Source organism: Pseudoalteromonas holothuriae, from assembly GCF_945859825.1.
Lineage (GTDB): Bacteria > Pseudomonadota > Gammaproteobacteria > Enterobacterales > Alteromonadaceae > Pseudoalteromonas > Pseudoalteromonas holothuriae.
The window spans coordinates 336,314-351,356 of record NZ_CAMAPC010000001.1 but is presented as its reverse complement, the minus strand read 5'-3'; the positions used below and the strand labels follow the sequence as shown (position 1 = coordinate 351,356).

Sequence of the window (15,043 nt, the reverse complement as noted above, 5' to 3'; positions counted from 1 at the left end):
TAAAAAAGCATTTAACCCAGTCATAATTAGTTTTTCTCTATAATTTTTTGGTGATTATTAAAGGGTAACAAGTCACCCCCACTACTTCCGATCTGAACGAGTACTATAATAAGCCAATGTTTGCCTGATTGGGTAAATTGAAAGCGCTGCAATAGCGATAATGTTACAAGCCCAGCCGCCAATACGATACACCATCCCTAACTCATGGTAATCAAAATAGCCTCTAGCTACTAACTGCATAAATAAAAATGATGAATATAAGAAGGTCGTGTACATACAAATACGCGCAGTTATTGAAAAGAGGCAGCCTCTTAAACGATGTACCATATACAAAACAACTAATAAAGCAAACTGTTGTGTTATCATGCCCATATAAAACACGCGAATATGTTGCTCCCTTGCTAGTTCAAGCGATAGTAAATACCACTCTACCTCAGCTGCAACTATATAAAATAATAAAAAAACCACTAGGCTAATAAAACAAGAATGCATTTCATGTAGCTGCAATGACTTAAGGGCTCGATGACGAGCAAACAATAAAGACCAACGATGCTTGGGAAATTGCGTTACAACAAACCACAATACTACGAGCAACCCATAACCTAAACAGGCCAACCATAAATAGTATAAAAAGTCACTGAGACTCATTGATAAACATCCATTTTCTTAATTGTGTATTCAATTGCATAACCACCCGTTACTAAGCTCAACGTTCAAAAGCAAAATTAACATAGATTAAGCCTCTCTTTGCGTTTGAAAATAAGCCAATGTTTGCCTGATTGGGTAAATTGAAAGCGCAGCAATAACGATGATGTTACAAGCCCAGCCACCGATACGATATACCATCCCTAGTTCATGGTAATCAAAATAGCCGCGGGCGATTAATTCCATGAATGAAAGTGCTGAAAATAAAAAAATCATGTACATACAAATACGTGCTGTTTTTGAAAAAAGGCACCCTCTTAGCCGGTGAACAACATACATTGTCAGTAGACATATAAAAAAATGTGCTATCACGCCTGTATAAAATACCTTTATTCGATTAATCTGTTTAAACTCTAATGAAAGCAAGTATTGCTCAACCTCCCCACCAAAAGTATGAAACAGCATAAATACCACTGCACTCATAAAGCAAGAGTGCATTTCATGTAATTGCAGTGAATTAAGAGATTGGTGACGGGAAAAAAATAAAGACCAACTGTGCTTGGGAAATTGCGTTACTAAAAACCACAATACAATTAGTAATTCATACCCTATAAAACCCCAGCCTAAGTAATATAAAAAATCATTGAGGCTCATTGGTAAACATCCATACTGTTAAATTGATTAAGTTCCATACGTGCTGCTAAAGCCTTGGGCAAAATAAACCATTCTTTTAAATTTAAAACAGGTATTGTCGGATGGCGCTGCGCTTATACCGACCTACATACCGTGCTAACCAGTAAACACTCTGCGAGCTTTTTGGCAAAGTTTAGTAATCAACTTTTATCGCTATGGTTGCTCTATATTGCCAAGCACTTATTTATGCACAACCAAACAAGATAAAAAATGACAACCCGAAGGTTGTCATTTTAGCATGAATGAAGTTTTATACAGTTTGAACTTATTACTTAAGAAGCCGCTGCCCGTTTTTGTTTAAAGTAATCTTTAATCGAGCGAACGGGGTAAGTTGCTAGTGCTGAAATAGCAATAAAGTTACAAGTCCAGCCAATTAAGATGTAAACCATATTTAACTCATGGTAATCAAAGTAACGTCTCGCTATTAATTGCATACCATGAAGCATGATCATCACTAATGTTGTATACATGCAAATACGGGCTGTTGGGGAAAAGGTGCACCCTCTTACTAAATGCAAACAAAATAACGTAAGCCCAAACATAAACTGCACTATTGCCATGCTCGTATAAAACAATTCAATATGAGCCATCCTTTGCATTTCTAATGACAAAAGGTAATGCTCTGCTTCAGAGCCGATCAGGTGAAAAATAAGGAAGCAAAATGCCGATAAAAAGCATGAATGTAATTCATGGTGCTGGGTAGTAAGCAAGTCTTTCTTAATACCAAAGAAAAGCTTCCATTTCATTATTGAGAACTGTTTTACCCAATAAATAACTATCAGAAACTCAACAACGATTAGTCCCCAACCCAAATTATGTAAAAAATCATTCATGCCATATCCTTATTTTCTGCCTAACAATTACAAGTATAAAAAATAGACCAGTATGTAGCATTGCCTTGAGCTTGAGGAGGATTTCCCATATTTCCACCACCACCACCAGCAACCAATTTAGCGCGCTCTGTCGACAACTCTTTTAACTTCTTTGATTTGATTTTTAGCTTCATTGAGGCTTTCATTATCCAAGTCCTTATTTTCAGGTTTACATCCCTCACCTCATTGCGACAATGTTAACCGAGCGTACACAACTTAGCAACATCAATTTAGGTGCAATTTTAACGCAAAGGTTTGGTTTGTATGAAATTATTAATATTCTCGTTCCTGATATGCCGAAAAATATAGCGTATCAGTCAAGTTATGGTACTAATTATGTGTGGGTTCAACAAATAATTTAGTTACAGTGCGTTATTGATATAATGAATTTATGAGCTTTTATTGTGTTCATCTGACCAATAAGATAGGCTGGCTTGAGTTGTGAGTATTTTATTATTCACCTCTAAACACTTCACGCCATGGTGCAATAACAACAATACGCTACACTACAGTAGAAGTGGTTAACGCGCTGTATGGTTAGCTTGTTGTCTTAGGTCATTGTCATGAAATTAAAACACGTACTTACGCTGTCTTTTATCTTTTTGTCTGTACTGCCTTTATTTTTAGCTCTGCAATACCTTAATGAATACACTGCAAAACAACATCGCACCCAAGTTGAAGAAAAGCTTGAAGCTTTATCCTTCATTGCCGAAAAGCGAATTGAAGCAGTTATTGCACGTATTATTGATAGCAATGCACTCATTGCCAGCCGCACCCAAATGCGACTTAGTTTGGTTAAATGGTTAGAGCTACGCGATAAACTTGCTTTGCAAAAGGTAACTCAAATAATCAAAGATGCTAAAGGGGGCATGACCCGCCTGCACAACATTAGCATCTATGATACGCAGGGTAATTTAGTGACCTCTACACTTAACCAAAGCTTGCCTACTACATTAGCGCTCCCTATAAAAAAAGCCCTCCCCTTAGTGAAACTCAATCATACCGATGAACAGTTATTTGTTGCCAGTTTAAACAGGCTAATGCTAGATAATCATGTTATTGGTTATATTGAAACGCAGTTTTATGCAGATTTTGTGATAGAACTTATCCAAGAACGTACGGGATTGGGAAAAAGTGGTGAATGGCTATTCGCTGTACGCAACCAAGATGGCGATGCATTATTTGCAGTGCCACTAAAATACGACTCACAAGCCGCATTTAAACGTACTGTGAGTAAAAGTAACGTGCAAACCCCTATCACACAAGCATTAATGGGTAACGAAGTTATTATGGCCCATGCACCTGATTACACAGGCCAAGCAGTTTTAGCATCAACACGCTATTTACCATCCCTTGATTGGGGGATTGTTGTTAAAATGAATGAAGCTGAAATCAGTGAATCGATTAAAAAAACAAGTATTGTTATATACTTGTTAGAAGGTATTATTTTAGTTTTAGCGATTGCCATTGGCGTGAGTATCTCGGTCTATATTTCTAATCCAATAGAAAAACTCATCTCCCACACTAACAAAGTCGCCAAAGGTAACTTTGACCCCTACACCAACGTGAGTGGGTTGCAAGAGGTCAAAGAGCTCAGCAAGCACTTTAATTATATGATTAGCGCATTAAAAGACTTAAACGACAATCTTAATCAAAAAGTTCTAGAGCGAACGCAAGAACTTAATAGTGCCAACCAAAAACTCAAAGAGCTCAGTATTAAAGACCCTTTAACGGGCTTATTTAACCGACGCCACCTACACGATGTACTTAGTCATGAGTTAAACCGCTCCACGCGATATAAAAGCCCATTAACACTATGTATTATGGATATTGATCATTTTAAAACCGTCAATGATACTTGGGGTCATGATAAAGGTGATGAGGTATTAATCAAAATGGCTAAGTACTTACAAACTACCCTTCGAGACTGCGACACCGTAGCCCGTATCGGAGGAGAAGAGTTTTGTATCATACTGCCATCTACGCGTGTGAGCGCATCAGTGGGGTTATTAGAGCGTATTAGGCAAGATATTTCAGATATTAATTTTGATACGTGCCTCGAGCAATTTACAGTTACCGCCAGCTTTGGCGTAACCCTTTGCGCTGGAAGTAAAAATAATATAGATAACATCCTCAAACAAGCTGATTTAGCCTTGTACAAGGCTAAGTCAAAAGGCAGAAATCGGGTTGAAGTGTACTCACAAAGCGACGATAACAATAGTGTAAACAGTTAACTTTGCAACTTTGGGTAAACGAGTTACCCAATTAAAGCTATTTTGTTCACTCTAGGCTTTGCAGCCTCTTGAAATAGTCTGTTATACCAATTTTTATTAAAAACATTGATCACCCTCTCGAGCTAAATGACTCATGTAGAATAATTACTCAGTCATTTATCTAATGCTATTGGTATTATTGCAAGAGAAAACCACCTTGATACAGAAAAATACCCTTATTAGCATATAAGCGATGTTAGCTTAAAAAGTACTTCCTATATCAACACCCTTATCTATATAGTTAAATTACTTAACCTCAACACGCTGTGAGCGCATTACTACTTCGTCATTTAATTCAATACCAATACCCGGCGCTTCAGATACTTTAAACACACCATTTTTAGGTTGTGGGTCTTGGATACACAATTCGCGGTTCCACTTTTTAATGGCATAGGTGTGGTGCTCATGAATTAAAAAGTTAGGAATGGCGGTTTCTAAGTGAAGCGATGCTGCTGTAGCAACGGGGCCGCCACAAACATGCGCTTGAATACGCACATCAAAAATATCAGCGTAGTCACACACTTTTTTAGCTTCAGTAAAACCACCGCATAGGCCAATGTCTGGTTGTAGCACATCAATGCTTTGATCTTCTAGGTAAGGACGAACCCCCCAGCGGTTATACAAACGCTCGCCACCGGCAATGGGCACGGCCACTTTATCAGCCACCTTGGCATGTAACGAGTGATTTAGATAATTCACTGGCTCTTCGTAATACATGCAATCAAATTCTTCGGCTATTTCGCCAATTTGAATGGCTGAGGTGGCACCGGGTAGGCTGTGACATTCAAAAATAATATCCACCTCATCACCCACTGCTTCACGAATGGCTTGCATACGCGCGCGATATAGTTTCATCTCAGCGCGAGAGATTATTTTAGTGCGGTCATAATAGGTATTGCCGTCTTTATCGTACTGAATCGGGTCTACTTTTACTGCGTCATAACCTTCGGCAATCGCCTTAAGTGCAGCCTCTGCGTATTCTTGCGGTTGTACTAAGGCTTTAAATTCGCTATCCCAATCAAATTGTAATTGCGATGCATAAGTACGTAGTTCAGGGTTAACCTTACCGCCAAGCAATTGATAAACCGGTAAGTTAAGCGCTTTGCCTTTAATATCCCAAAGCGCAGTATCTATGGCACTCATGGCTGCATACACCACAGGGCCCCCGCCTAAGCCCCAAAAGCTCTCACGTAACATACGTGACCATAACAACTCAGTTTGAAACGGGTCGTGGCCAATTAAAAACGCTTCTGCCATTTCTTTTATCATACTGGCTGCCGCGCTATGGCCTAAGTCGTAGGCAAGCCCTGCCTCACCTACACCACTAATACCTTCATCAGTATGAATACGTATAAATACTGGAGTCCAAGCGGGTCTTTCTGGACAGTGAATATCAAATACTTCGACGCGATTAACTTTCATGGTAGATTCCTATTGAGCAAAAGTGGGGTCTAAACGGTATGCTTTTCTAAGCATAGCTGGCCAAGCAAGCTGCCCACCAGTACTGCCGCTATGAACCACGTTAGCTTGATTATAAATGTTATCTATTATGGGCTGAGGTACTTGCACCGCCGGCTGAGCAGACGATTGAATTGCCAATTGAATTTCACAGGCGCGTTGTAGGTCATAAAAGCGCATAAAGGCGTCGCCTACTGTTGGACCTACGGTTAAGCCACCGTGATTGACCAATAGCATATGATTGGTTGTACCTAAGTCATCTTGTAGGCGTTTGCGCTCATCATCATTCACTGCAAGCCCTTCATAGCCATGATAAGACAACGACGGCAACGAGAACATAGAATGCTGGCTCAGTGGCAGTAGGCCGCACTCAAGGCTTGCAACCGCTACCGTTTCTTTGGTATGCAAATGTATAACGCAATGGGCATCTTCTCTTACTTCATGAATGGCACTATGAATGGTAAAGCCCGCTGGGTTTATTTTAAACGGCGTATCATCAAGAATATTACCCGCAAGATCTACCTTTACTAAGTTTGAAGCAGTTACCTCATCAAAACTCAAACCAAACGCGTTAACTAAATAGTGATCCGTGCCGGGTAAACGTGCCGACATATGGGTATAAATTAAATCTCCCCAACGCATATGATCAACTAAGCGATAGCAAGCGGCTAAATCAACACGGAGTTGCCATTCTTGCTCAGACACTTGGTCTTTTAAGTTTAGTGAAGGTAGTTCAAACATAGTGGGTCCTTAAATAAGCCCAATTAGATGTTTAGAAGTCTAAATTACTCTGGGCATTTGTTCAACCAAATAAAAACCACCGACAGGCGGTGGTTTTTTTAATAACTCACGAAGTGATTATTTTACTTTTGATAAATACTCTGCAATGGCGTCTATTTCTGCATCAGATACATTAGCAACCATGGCTTTCATTGCCATTGACATGCCGTTGCTACGCGCACCTGATTTAATATCTTTCATTTGCGCTGCTAAATACTCTTTATTTTGACCATTTAACTTAGGGTACATTGCCATAATTGGTGCTTTACCTTCTGCACCATGACATGTTTGACACATTTTAGCAGTATACAGTGCTTCGCCATCTGCAGCGTTTGCCACATTTGCACTAAGTGCCACCATTGAAAGGCCAACCCCACAAATTATATTTTTTATCTTACTCATAACATTACTCTTTTTATTAATTAACGGATAAGTCTCTTACAGTGTAGACCATTTGTACTCGCTCCACCTATGTAACTAATTAGCAAACGATATCAGTGCGTGTAATGAATAAAACTACCAAACTAAATCATCTGGTACTTCGTAATCTGCATACGGGTCATCATCACTCGGTCCGTTGTTATCATCTTCAACATGAAAGACGATATATTTTTCGTCAACTTCGGCAACTTTGCGAGCAGGTTCATCCTGTAGTACATAAAACTGCCCTTCCAGCACACAAATAGCCAACCGCCCTTTTGACAGCGCTTGCTTGGTTTGCTCATTCACATCAAGCTCTTTAACTTTGTTCTGGTAGGTAAAGTTAAAGGTTAGCTCACCACGTATCTCATCTTGATTGTGGTGCTCAAGAATTTGTTTTACTCGCGCAACTTGCTCTCGCTCTTTTAACTCGGCTTGTTTTGCTTTATTAAGCTCCTCAGCCTTTTGCTGTTGTTCAAGCTTTGTTTGTTCAATATGTTTTTGTAGATCGCTGGGATCACTGGTTGCGCCTTTTTTCTTTTTCTTCTTTTGCGCTTTACGCTTTTCTGACTTTGCAACTTTTGATTTATGCTCAGTCGTTAACCCTGCTTTTAGTAGCTGCTCTTGTAATGAACCCATTATGCTGCTCCATGAAATACGAATTGCCATATTCTAACGCAGTGGATTTTTTTAACCATATACAAACCCATCATCTACGGATTTTTTTTGCTCTGCTAGTCACAATAGCAAAGGTTGCTAGGTTGCAATATGATATATCGCAAATAATGACTAACCAATTGATATAAAACTATTCAACATATCTAAATCAGCGCATAATAGCACCGTTCAGCGCGATTATTGTCCAGGAAGGTTCATGCCATTATTGCAGCTATTAGTGTCATCTGTTTTTATTTTTTTTGTCTTATATGCACCACAGCCTTTACTGACTATTTTTTCTCACAATTATAATGTGTCAGCTGCCACCAGTGGGGCACTGATGTCGATCACCATGTTGCCTTTGGCTGTTGCACCTATTTTTTATGGCTTACTGTTTGCCCGAAAGAACCCACTGACCCTACTCAAAGTTGCCATGCTAATATTAAGTGTCACCAGCTTATTATTTGCATTAGCACCTACCTTTGAATTGTTACTGGTACTGCGTTTTATTCAAGGCCTGACCCTACCAGCTGCACTCACTGCAATGACAGGCTTTATTGGGCAACAATATTCAGCCGCGCAATTACAACAAAATATGACTCGCTATATCGGCAGTTCTATTCTAGGTGGATATTTAGGTCGGGTGCTAGCAGCTAACTTTGCAAGTTGGTTTACGTGGCAGAGTTTTTATTTTGTACTGGCTTTAGCCTTACTTATCTTGGCGCTACTGATTAAACCAAAAAAATGCCAACCACCCGTGCGCCAAGCTGAATCTCCAAAAGCCTATTTAAAACCACTGCGAGAGCCTTTAATTGTGCGCCTATTTTTAGGGGTTTTTTGTATGTTTTTTTGCTTTGCAGCACTGATGAATTACTTACCGTTTATTTTACAAGATGTATTTGGCATCACTGACAGCAAAACCATTGGCTGGGTTTATACTGGTTACCTTATTGGCGCGATAATATCGATGACAACGCCATACCTTACCCGCTATTTCAACAATTCTTGGCTATGGTTAAGCACCCTTTTTTTGGTGTACTGCACAGCCTTGGTAGTAATGCAGTTACCAGTATTAAGCGTATTTTTAATTGCATTTACTTTGTTTTGTGCCTGCATGTTTATGATCCACTCAAGCGCGTCACCACTAGCAAATAAACTCAGTGATGCCCCCCCTACAGTGACTAATGGTGCATATGTCTCGTTTTATTACAGTGGTGGGGCGCTGGGGTCATTTTTACCTGGGCTAATACTACAGCGTTTTGGCTACCACGCCTTTTTACTAGGGTTATTGTTAGTATGTATAACGGGGCTAATACTGAGTTACAGTGCTTACAAGCAAGAAGCATCTAGATGTTAAAGGTAAGTGGCCTGTGTAGTGCAAAAATTTTAGTTAAGTGATATTCAGCCTTATTACTCACACATCCCCCTTAGCTGTACACTGCGTTGACGCCAGAATACTTGATTAACTTTGTGGCCATCTACACAATAATTTTTTTCTGCTAATGCATTGTTTAGCAAAATAACTGCCCGCTCTTCAAGCATCAATTTAAGCTCTGGTGAGTCTTCTATTCGTTGATGCTTTGCGTATGCTTTTAGATCTGAACGTGATAATGGCTTGCGAGTATCTAACACCATAATTGGAGTAGGTTTAACTGTAACAATATAAACAAATAACTGCTGCCCTGACTCTGACATTTTGGTATGTAATGTTTGCTTTTCGATTTCTAATTTAGGCGGCTCGGGTTTAGATGAGCAAGCGGCCAACATAACAAAACATATACTTGCACATAAAAAATTTTTTCTATTTTTGAACATCTATAACTCTATTAGCGCATAAATTTTAGCTAGTTTATCAAAGCCACTGATAAAAATGTGAAAATTTTTATCCGATAAAGACTTGACGTCATAATCAAAAAGCTTTAAATTTCGACTCGTCCAGACGGAATGTGGGGCTATAGCTCAGCTGGGAGAGCGCCTGCCTTGCACGCAGGAGGTCAGCAGTTCGATCCTGCTTAGCTCCACCACCTTCCTTTTATCTTAAATTAGAGTAACTCCAAAAACATCGTCACTTTGAACTTGTTTCAAAGCCTTGCTAACACCTGTAATAACTTAATTAGCTCATGACCTTCGTCATGATGACAATAGCTAGTGACCCAAAAATACCGTCACCCTGAGCTTGTTTCAGAGCCTTACTAACACCTGTGATAACTTAATTAGATCATGACCTTTGTCATGATGACTATGTAGAGTAAGCCCAAAAAGCACCGTCAAGATGACAACATCTCTAAAATAAAAAACGGGCTATTCAGCCCGCTTCAAGTCAAGTTAACTACCTAAATAATAGGTTAGTCCCGTATTTGACCTTCACCATTAACTAAAAACTTTTCAGTGGTCAGTGATTCAAGACCCATTGGTCCGTACGCATGTAACTTGGTTGTCGCGATGCCTATTTCAGCACCTAACCCCAGTTGCGAGCCATCAGAAAAACGCGATGAAGCATTAACCATAACCACTGAAGCGTCGACACTACGCTGGAACAGCTCTGCACTTTGCATGTCTTGTGTGCAAATAACTTCCGTATGGTGGCTCCCAAATCGATCAATATGTGCCAGTGCGCCGGCAAAATCATCCACAACACGAATTGCGACTTCTAAGCTCAAATATTCTTCACCAAATTGCGCTTCATCAATCACATTAGCGCCTTCAAAATACTGCGCTGCTTGAGTGTCGGCATTAATAACCACTTGTTTGTGTGCGAATGCTTTTTGTAGACGGGGTAAGAAAGTTGATGCCACAGATTTGTGTACCACAATACCTTCTAATGCATTACATACACCTGTGCGTTGAGTTTTACCATTGAGTGCAAGTTTAAGTCCTACATCTAAGTCTGCCGCTTCATCAATATATAAATGGCATACCCCTTTAAAATGCTGAATAACAGGAATGGTGCTATTTTCTGTTACAAAGTTTATTAAACCTTCGCCACCGCGTGGAATGATCAAATCGATATATTGCTTTTGTTGCATCAACTCCATAAGCAATGCACGATCTGGGTCTGGCACAACGCTAATTAGCGCAGTTGGTAAGTTATGCTGTTCAAGCACTTGATGCATCACTTTCGCAATCGCTTGTGAGCTTTGTAATGCCTCTTTACCCCCACGTAAAATTACACCGTTACCCGATTTAAAGCATAATGCGCCTGCATCAGCGGTAACATTTGGGCGAGCTTCGTAGATCATACATACAACACCTAACGGTACGCGCATTTTACTTATTTTTATGCCATTTGGCCTCGCCCCCATGTCACGTGTTAAGCCAACGGGGTCATCAAGCTCAACAATGGTTTTTATGCCATCGGCCATATCAGCAATGCGTTCAGGTGTTAACGTGAGGCGGTCGATCATTGATTCAGATAGCTGGTTATCTCTTGCTTGAGCTAAATCGTGTTCATTTTCGGCTAAAATATCGTCACTGTGTGCCACTAATGCTATTGCCATATCGGTTAATACTGCATTTTTTTGCTGTGTATTAAGTAAGGCTAACTGTTTAGCCGCACTTGCGGCTTGTTGTGATAGTTCGGTAATTAAACTCATGAGTTACGATTTCTCCAACATTGCAATATCTTGTCCCGAAATAACCGGCCCTATACTCTCTTGTAAATGGCCATTATCGGATGTTTGTTCTTGTTCGGCGAGAAAATTAAGCAAGCAACTGCTGTAGTTTGTTGTTGCTTTAGCTAAGCGCTCACCTTTTTCAGTTCGTACCAGTACGGTATCTCCAACAGAAAACTCGCCCTGAACATGTGATATATTTTCAGCAGCTAAAGGCTCTGCATGGTCTTTAAGATCTTCAGCATAGCCATGCTCTACAATAATCTCACCTTGCTCTGATGCGGTATGTGTCATCCAATGTTGCTGAGCATGCATTGGCTCATCATAAGGTAAGAAGACCGTACCTGGATTTTCACCCGCCAATAGCTTTTCAAAGGTACTTTCTTTAAAGCCATTAACAATGTATGTACTAATACCATGTGACGTAGCTTTTTCGGCGGCTTCAATTTTAGTCTTCATACCTCCTGTACCCACTTGACTGGTCGCACACCCTGCCATAGCATAAATATCTTCTGATATCTCTGATACCTGAGGGATCAAACTCGCATCTTCATGCAAATTAGGGTTTTTGTCATACAACCCATCGACGTCTGAGCACATCAATAACACATCTGCATCTGCAGCTGCGGCAACCATTGCAGAGAGGTTATCGTTATCGCCTACTTTTAATTCGTCGGTCGTTACTGCATCATTTTCATTAATAATGGGTAAAATACCATGCTCAAGCAAAGTGAATACCGTTTCACGAATACTGTTGTAACGCTCTAAATCTCTTAAGTCACCATGCGTTAAAAGAATTTGTGCCGATGGGAAGTCAAAAAAGCGGTCCCATGTTGCCATCATCTCTGTTTGACCTGCTGCTGCCATCGCTTTTTTAAGTACTACGGACGAGTTTTTTGCATCTTCTGGAAATAGGTGTGATCCCGCGGCAACTGAACCTGAAGAGACAAGAACCACTTCTTTGCCCATCGCACGACAACGTACAATAAACTGAGCAATGGTCAATAAGTAACGCGCACGACAGCCATCTTGGTCTGGTGCAATCAGTGCACTACCTATCTTAATCACTATACGCCGAGAGTTTGAAATGTTCATATTGTTTCCTGCAGTTGCCCTTGCTTAAATTAATTCCACGCAACGCCAAGCAAAGTGCAGACGTGCGAGAGTAAAAACAACCAGAGTTGAACAATACAAATAACAATACAGCTTTCGCGTTAACACATAGGTGCTCAACACTGGCTGTCGCTTTACTAAAAAATTGGATTGTGACATCGTAATTTATCTACAACATCGAGCCGTTTTCAGCTGGTACATCATGGTTTGATGAAGCTGAAAAGACCTAAGCCGCAATGAATAATTGCGCAAAGAATAGTTAAATTGTTGAAAAGTAATTATGCTTAGCTAAAAATCGAAGCAAACATATTACTAAAAGCTAGTTTGTTATAGTTGCTATAACAAAACCAAAAGAATAATGGCGCCTTGCACCAAACGGTATATAGCATAACGCATGTTTCGCACTTATTTCAACTTAACACAAAAATAAGTGCTTATACTGACCATAAATATAAAAAATACCACTTTATAGGTACATTATAAATGAAATGATCCATTTTTGCGTATAAAGGCTATGGTTTAATTAGAGATTAAGCTTAGTGAAAATTCTAATTCGTGGCCGTCATATAACTGTGGTATAAACCCGCTTAATACACTTTAACTATGTTAACCAACTGGTTAACTGGAGACACTATGTCAGCAATCTACATCGCTGGAATTGCCGTTTTTTCTGTGTTCGCACAATGGCTAGCGTGGGTATTCAAAGTACCTGCTATTTTATTTTTACTACTAATTGGCTTGTTACTTGGCCCTATAACTGGGCAACTAAGCCCTGATGATTTACTGGGTGATTTACTATTTCCAGTGGTGTCGTTATCGGTAGCGGTTATTCTCTTTGAAGGTGCGTTAACATTACACTTTAGAGAGCTCAAGGGTATTGGCAAGATCGTTCGTAATCTATGCTCTGTTGGGATGTTTGCCACTTTCGTCATTATCGCTTTAAGCAGCTATTTTATTTTAGATCTCGATTGGCGTGTTGCAGCAGTGTTAGGAGCCGTGTTGGTTGTTACAGGTCCCACCGTAATTGCCCCTATGCTCAACGCCATGCGCCCTACCAAAGACATAGACCGAGTGTTGCGCTGGGAAGGTATTGTTATTGACCCCATTGGCGCATTGTTTGCTGTTTTGGTTTTTGAGGCTGTCAGCTTTGTAGGTCAAGGCGAAGTGCTAAGCCATACATTAATCGCACTCTTCTCAACATTAGGCGTCGGGATAAGCGTTGGCGTAGTTGCCGGTTGGCTAACCAGTGCATTAATTCGTAAAGAATGGCTTCCCTATGAACTTCATAAATTTGGCATACTCGCACTGGTGCTATTTAGCTTTACGGTCTCCAATCACCTTGCCCATGAGTCGGGCTTACTGGCAGTCACCATTTTTGGCATTTGGCTGGCCAATCAAGATGACTTAGAAATTGACTCTGTTCTTGAGTTTAAAGAAGACCTCTCTATGATCTTAATCTCTAGCTTATTTATTTTGCTTGCAGCGAGATTAAAACTGGAAGACCTGATGCTTTTAGGCGTTGAAACCTTCATCTTTTTAGCTATCGTCTTATTTATTGCACGTCCAATTTGTATCGCATTATCTACCTACAATACAGATCTTCCCTTCAAGTCACGTGTGTTATTGTCTTGGATTGCACCAAGAGGGATAGTAGCAGCAGCCGTTGGTTCAGTATTTGCGCTGAGTATGGTTGAGTCACAAATTCCTGACGCGAATAAATTAGTACCACTAATATTTACGGTGATCATCGTCACCGTCGTTTTGCAAAGTTTAACCGCATCACCGTTGGCAAAACTATTGGGGGTGAAGCAGCCAAGCCCAAGTACTTTACTGATCATTGGTGCTAATCATGTCGCACGTGCCATCGCCAAAGGCTTAAAAGAACAAAATATTGACGTTTATTTATCAGACCCCGCATGGGAAAACTGCAAAATGGCAAGAATGGATGGCCTTCCTTGCTATTATGGTAACCCGCAATCAGAACATGCTGAACGATACCTACCATTAACGTCGTTAAAGTCCGTATTAGCACTGTCTCCTAATCGTCATCACAATGCGCTTGGTGTACAGTATTTTTCACACTTACTGAGCGAACAAAGTGTGTACTCACTTCGTTCCTCTACAAACCATGCTAAAGCAAATAAAGACAGTGCAACATTTTTATCTCGTCAAGTACTTTTTGGTGACGAAGGAAATTATGCAAAATTAAGTAGCTTAATAGCTAAAGGCGGCAAAGTAAGCGCTACACGTTTATCTGAAGAGTTTGGCTGGCAACAATATTTAGAAATCAACAAAGAAGCTATTCCACTATTTATCATTACTGATGATAATGATGATGCGCCCCAAATCAGACCATTTGTCACAAACATGAAAAAACCGCCAGAGCAAGGCGAGCGAATAGTTGCCTTACAACCGCCAAAAATGTCGATATTAAAAGAACCAACACAAACTAAAGAACAATCAGGTTCTTTAGGAGAAAAGCTTAATAGTTAAGTTTTAAGTCATCATTAACTGCATCGGT

General features: G+C 40.1%; 14 protein-coding genes and 1 tRNA gene. 4 read left to right on the top strand and 11 right to left on the bottom strand.

Features of this window, described 5'->3' with window-relative positions:
• Nucleotides 1-81: 81 nt before the first annotated feature.
• The 4 genes from OCI93_RS01590 to OCI93_RS01575 form a co-directional block, all read right to left on the bottom strand.
• Nucleotides 82-648: a hypothetical protein gene (locus OCI93_RS01590; RefSeq protein WP_261625616.1), complete on the bottom strand. Its 567-nt coding sequence runs from the start codon at nt 646-648 to the stop codon at nt 82-84.
• Between the two features lie 87 nt (nt 649-735).
• Nucleotides 736-1,299 (bottom strand): hypothetical protein, encoded by a 564-nt coding sequence (locus OCI93_RS01585; RefSeq protein ID WP_261625615.1) that lies wholly within the window; start codon nt 1,297-1,299, stop codon nt 736-738.
• A gap of 311 nt (nt 1,300-1,610) precedes the next feature.
• The gene (locus tag OCI93_RS01580) at nt 1,611-2,171 is read right to left on the bottom strand and encodes a hypothetical protein (protein WP_261625614.1); all 561 of its coding nucleotides are present in this window, start codon (nt 2,169-2,171) and stop codon (nt 1,611-1,613) included.
• A 20-nt stretch (nt 2,172-2,191) separates the two neighbouring features.
• Nucleotides 2,192-2,356 (bottom strand): hypothetical protein, encoded by a 165-nt coding sequence (locus OCI93_RS01575; RefSeq protein WP_261625613.1) that lies wholly within the window; start codon nt 2,354-2,356, stop codon nt 2,192-2,194.
• A gap of 417 nt (nt 2,357-2,773) precedes the next feature.
• On the opposite strand from OCI93_RS01575, the gene OCI93_RS01570 reads away from it, so the two are divergent.
• Nucleotides 2,774-4,444: a sensor domain-containing diguanylate cyclase gene (locus tag OCI93_RS01570; RefSeq protein ID WP_261625612.1), complete on the top strand. Its 1,671-nt coding sequence runs from the start codon at nt 2,774-2,776 to the stop codon at nt 4,442-4,444.
• A 285-nt stretch (nt 4,445-4,729) separates the two neighbouring features.
• On the opposite strand, the gene OCI93_RS01565 is transcribed toward OCI93_RS01570, so the two are convergent.
• The 4 genes from OCI93_RS01565 to OCI93_RS01550 all read right to left on the bottom strand — a co-directional run bounded on the left by OCI93_RS01565 (nt 4,730) and on the right by OCI93_RS01550 (nt 7,780).
• Nucleotides 4,730-5,905, bottom strand: coding sequence for a mandelate racemase/muconate lactonizing enzyme family protein (locus OCI93_RS01565; protein ID WP_261591627.1), 1,176 nt, complete (start codon nt 5,903-5,905; stop codon nt 4,730-4,732).
• A gap of 9 nt (nt 5,906-5,914) precedes the next feature.
• Nucleotides 5,915-6,682 (bottom strand): class II aldolase/adducin family protein, encoded by a 768-nt coding sequence (locus OCI93_RS01560; protein ID WP_261591626.1) that lies wholly within the window; start codon nt 6,680-6,682, stop codon nt 5,915-5,917.
• Nucleotides 6,683-6,799: 117 nt separating this feature from the next.
• Nucleotides 6,800-7,123, bottom strand: a complete 324-nt coding sequence (locus OCI93_RS01555) for a c-type cytochrome (RefSeq protein WP_261591625.1) — start codon at nt 7,121-7,123, stop codon at nt 6,800-6,802.
• Nucleotides 7,124-7,237: 114 nt separating this feature from the next.
• Nucleotides 7,238-7,780 (bottom strand): DUF2058 domain-containing protein, encoded by a 543-nt coding sequence (locus OCI93_RS01550; protein WP_261591624.1) that lies wholly within the window; start codon nt 7,778-7,780, stop codon nt 7,238-7,240.
• Nucleotides 7,781-8,015: 235 nt separating this feature from the next.
• Here OCI93_RS01550 and OCI93_RS01545 point away from each other — a divergent pair, with 235 nt between their 5' ends.
• Entirely contained in the window at nt 8,016-9,155 is a 1,140-nt protein-coding gene (locus tag OCI93_RS01545) for an MFS transporter (RefSeq protein ID WP_261591623.1), read from the top strand.
• Nucleotides 9,156-9,208: 53 nt separating this feature from the next.
• Here the strand turns inward: OCI93_RS01545 and OCI93_RS01540 are convergent, their stop codons facing one another.
• A complete protein-coding gene (locus OCI93_RS01540; RefSeq protein WP_261591622.1) occupies nt 9,209-9,613 on the bottom strand; it encodes a hypothetical protein in 405 nt (134 codons plus the stop codon).
• Nucleotides 9,614-9,746: 133 nt separating this feature from the next.
• Here OCI93_RS01540 and OCI93_RS01535 point away from each other — a divergent pair.
• Nucleotides 9,747-9,822, top strand: a tRNA-Ala gene (locus OCI93_RS01535).
• A 321-nt stretch (nt 9,823-10,143) separates the two neighbouring features.
• On the opposite strand, the gene OCI93_RS01530 is transcribed toward OCI93_RS01535, so the two are convergent.
• On the bottom strand, nt 10,144-11,391 hold the full coding sequence (locus OCI93_RS01530; RefSeq protein WP_261625611.1) for a glutamate-5-semialdehyde dehydrogenase: 1,248 nt from the start codon (nt 11,389-11,391) through the stop codon (nt 10,144-10,146).
• 3 nt (nt 11,392-11,394) lie between these two features.
• Nucleotides 11,395-12,504 carry a glutamate 5-kinase gene (gene proB / locus OCI93_RS01525; RefSeq protein ID WP_261591620.1) on the bottom strand — a complete coding sequence of 370 codons (1,110 nt, stop codon included), beginning with the start codon at nt 12,502-12,504 and terminating at the stop codon, nt 11,395-11,397.
• A gap of 651 nt (nt 12,505-13,155) precedes the next feature.
• Between proB and OCI93_RS01520 the strand changes: the two genes are divergently transcribed.
• Nucleotides 13,156-15,015 (top strand): cation:proton antiporter, encoded by a 1,860-nt coding sequence (locus OCI93_RS01520; protein ID WP_261591619.1) that lies wholly within the window; start codon nt 13,156-13,158, stop codon nt 15,013-15,015.
• Nucleotides 15,016-15,043 lie beyond the last annotated feature (28 nt).

What these genes read in the sequence shown, in the direction of transcription:
- OCI93_RS01560 (WP_261591626.1), bottom strand. Translation starts at nt 6,682, where the DNA reads ATGTTTGAACTACCTTCACTAAACTTAAAAGACCAAGTGTCTGAGCAA.
- OCI93_RS01580 (WP_261625614.1), bottom strand. Translation starts at nt 2,171, where the DNA reads ATGAATGATTTTTTACATAATTTGGGTTGGGGACTAATCGTTGTTGAG.
- OCI93_RS01530 (WP_261625611.1), bottom strand. Translation starts at nt 11,391, where the DNA reads ATGAGTTTAATTACCGAACTATCACAACAAGCCGCAAGTGCGGCTAAA.
- OCI93_RS01565 (WP_261591627.1), bottom strand. Translation starts at nt 5,905, where the DNA reads ATGAAAGTTAATCGCGTCGAAGTATTTGATATTCACTGTCCAGAAAGA.
- proB (WP_261591620.1), bottom strand. Translation starts at nt 12,504, where the DNA reads ATGAACATTTCAAACTCTCGGCGTATAGTGATTAAGATAGGTAGTGCA.
- OCI93_RS01590 (WP_261625616.1), bottom strand. Translation starts at nt 648, where the DNA reads ATGAGTCTCAGTGACTTTTTATACTATTTATGGTTGGCCTGTTTAGGT.
- OCI93_RS01555 (WP_261591625.1), bottom strand. Translation starts at nt 7,123, where the DNA reads ATGAGTAAGATAAAAAATATAATTTGTGGGGTTGGCCTTTCAATGGTG.
- OCI93_RS01540 (WP_261591622.1), bottom strand. Translation starts at nt 9,613, where the DNA reads ATGTTCAAAAATAGAAAAAATTTTTTATGTGCAAGTATATGTTTTGTT.
- OCI93_RS01545 (WP_261591623.1), top strand. Translation starts at nt 8,016, where the DNA reads ATGCCATTATTGCAGCTATTAGTGTCATCTGTTTTTATTTTTTTTGTC.
- OCI93_RS01520 (WP_261591619.1), top strand. Translation starts at nt 13,156, where the DNA reads ATGTCAGCAATCTACATCGCTGGAATTGCCGTTTTTTCTGTGTTCGCA.
- OCI93_RS01585 (WP_261625615.1), bottom strand. Translation starts at nt 1,299, where the DNA reads ATGAGCCTCAATGATTTTTTATATTACTTAGGCTGGGGTTTTATAGGG.
- OCI93_RS01570 (WP_261625612.1), top strand. Translation starts at nt 2,774, where the DNA reads ATGAAATTAAAACACGTACTTACGCTGTCTTTTATCTTTTTGTCTGTA.
- OCI93_RS01575 (WP_261625613.1), bottom strand. Translation starts at nt 2,356, where the DNA reads ATGAAAGCCTCAATGAAGCTAAAAATCAAATCAAAGAAGTTAAAAGAG.
- OCI93_RS01550 (WP_261591624.1), bottom strand. Translation starts at nt 7,780, where the DNA reads ATGGGTTCATTACAAGAGCAGCTACTAAAAGCAGGGTTAACGACTGAG.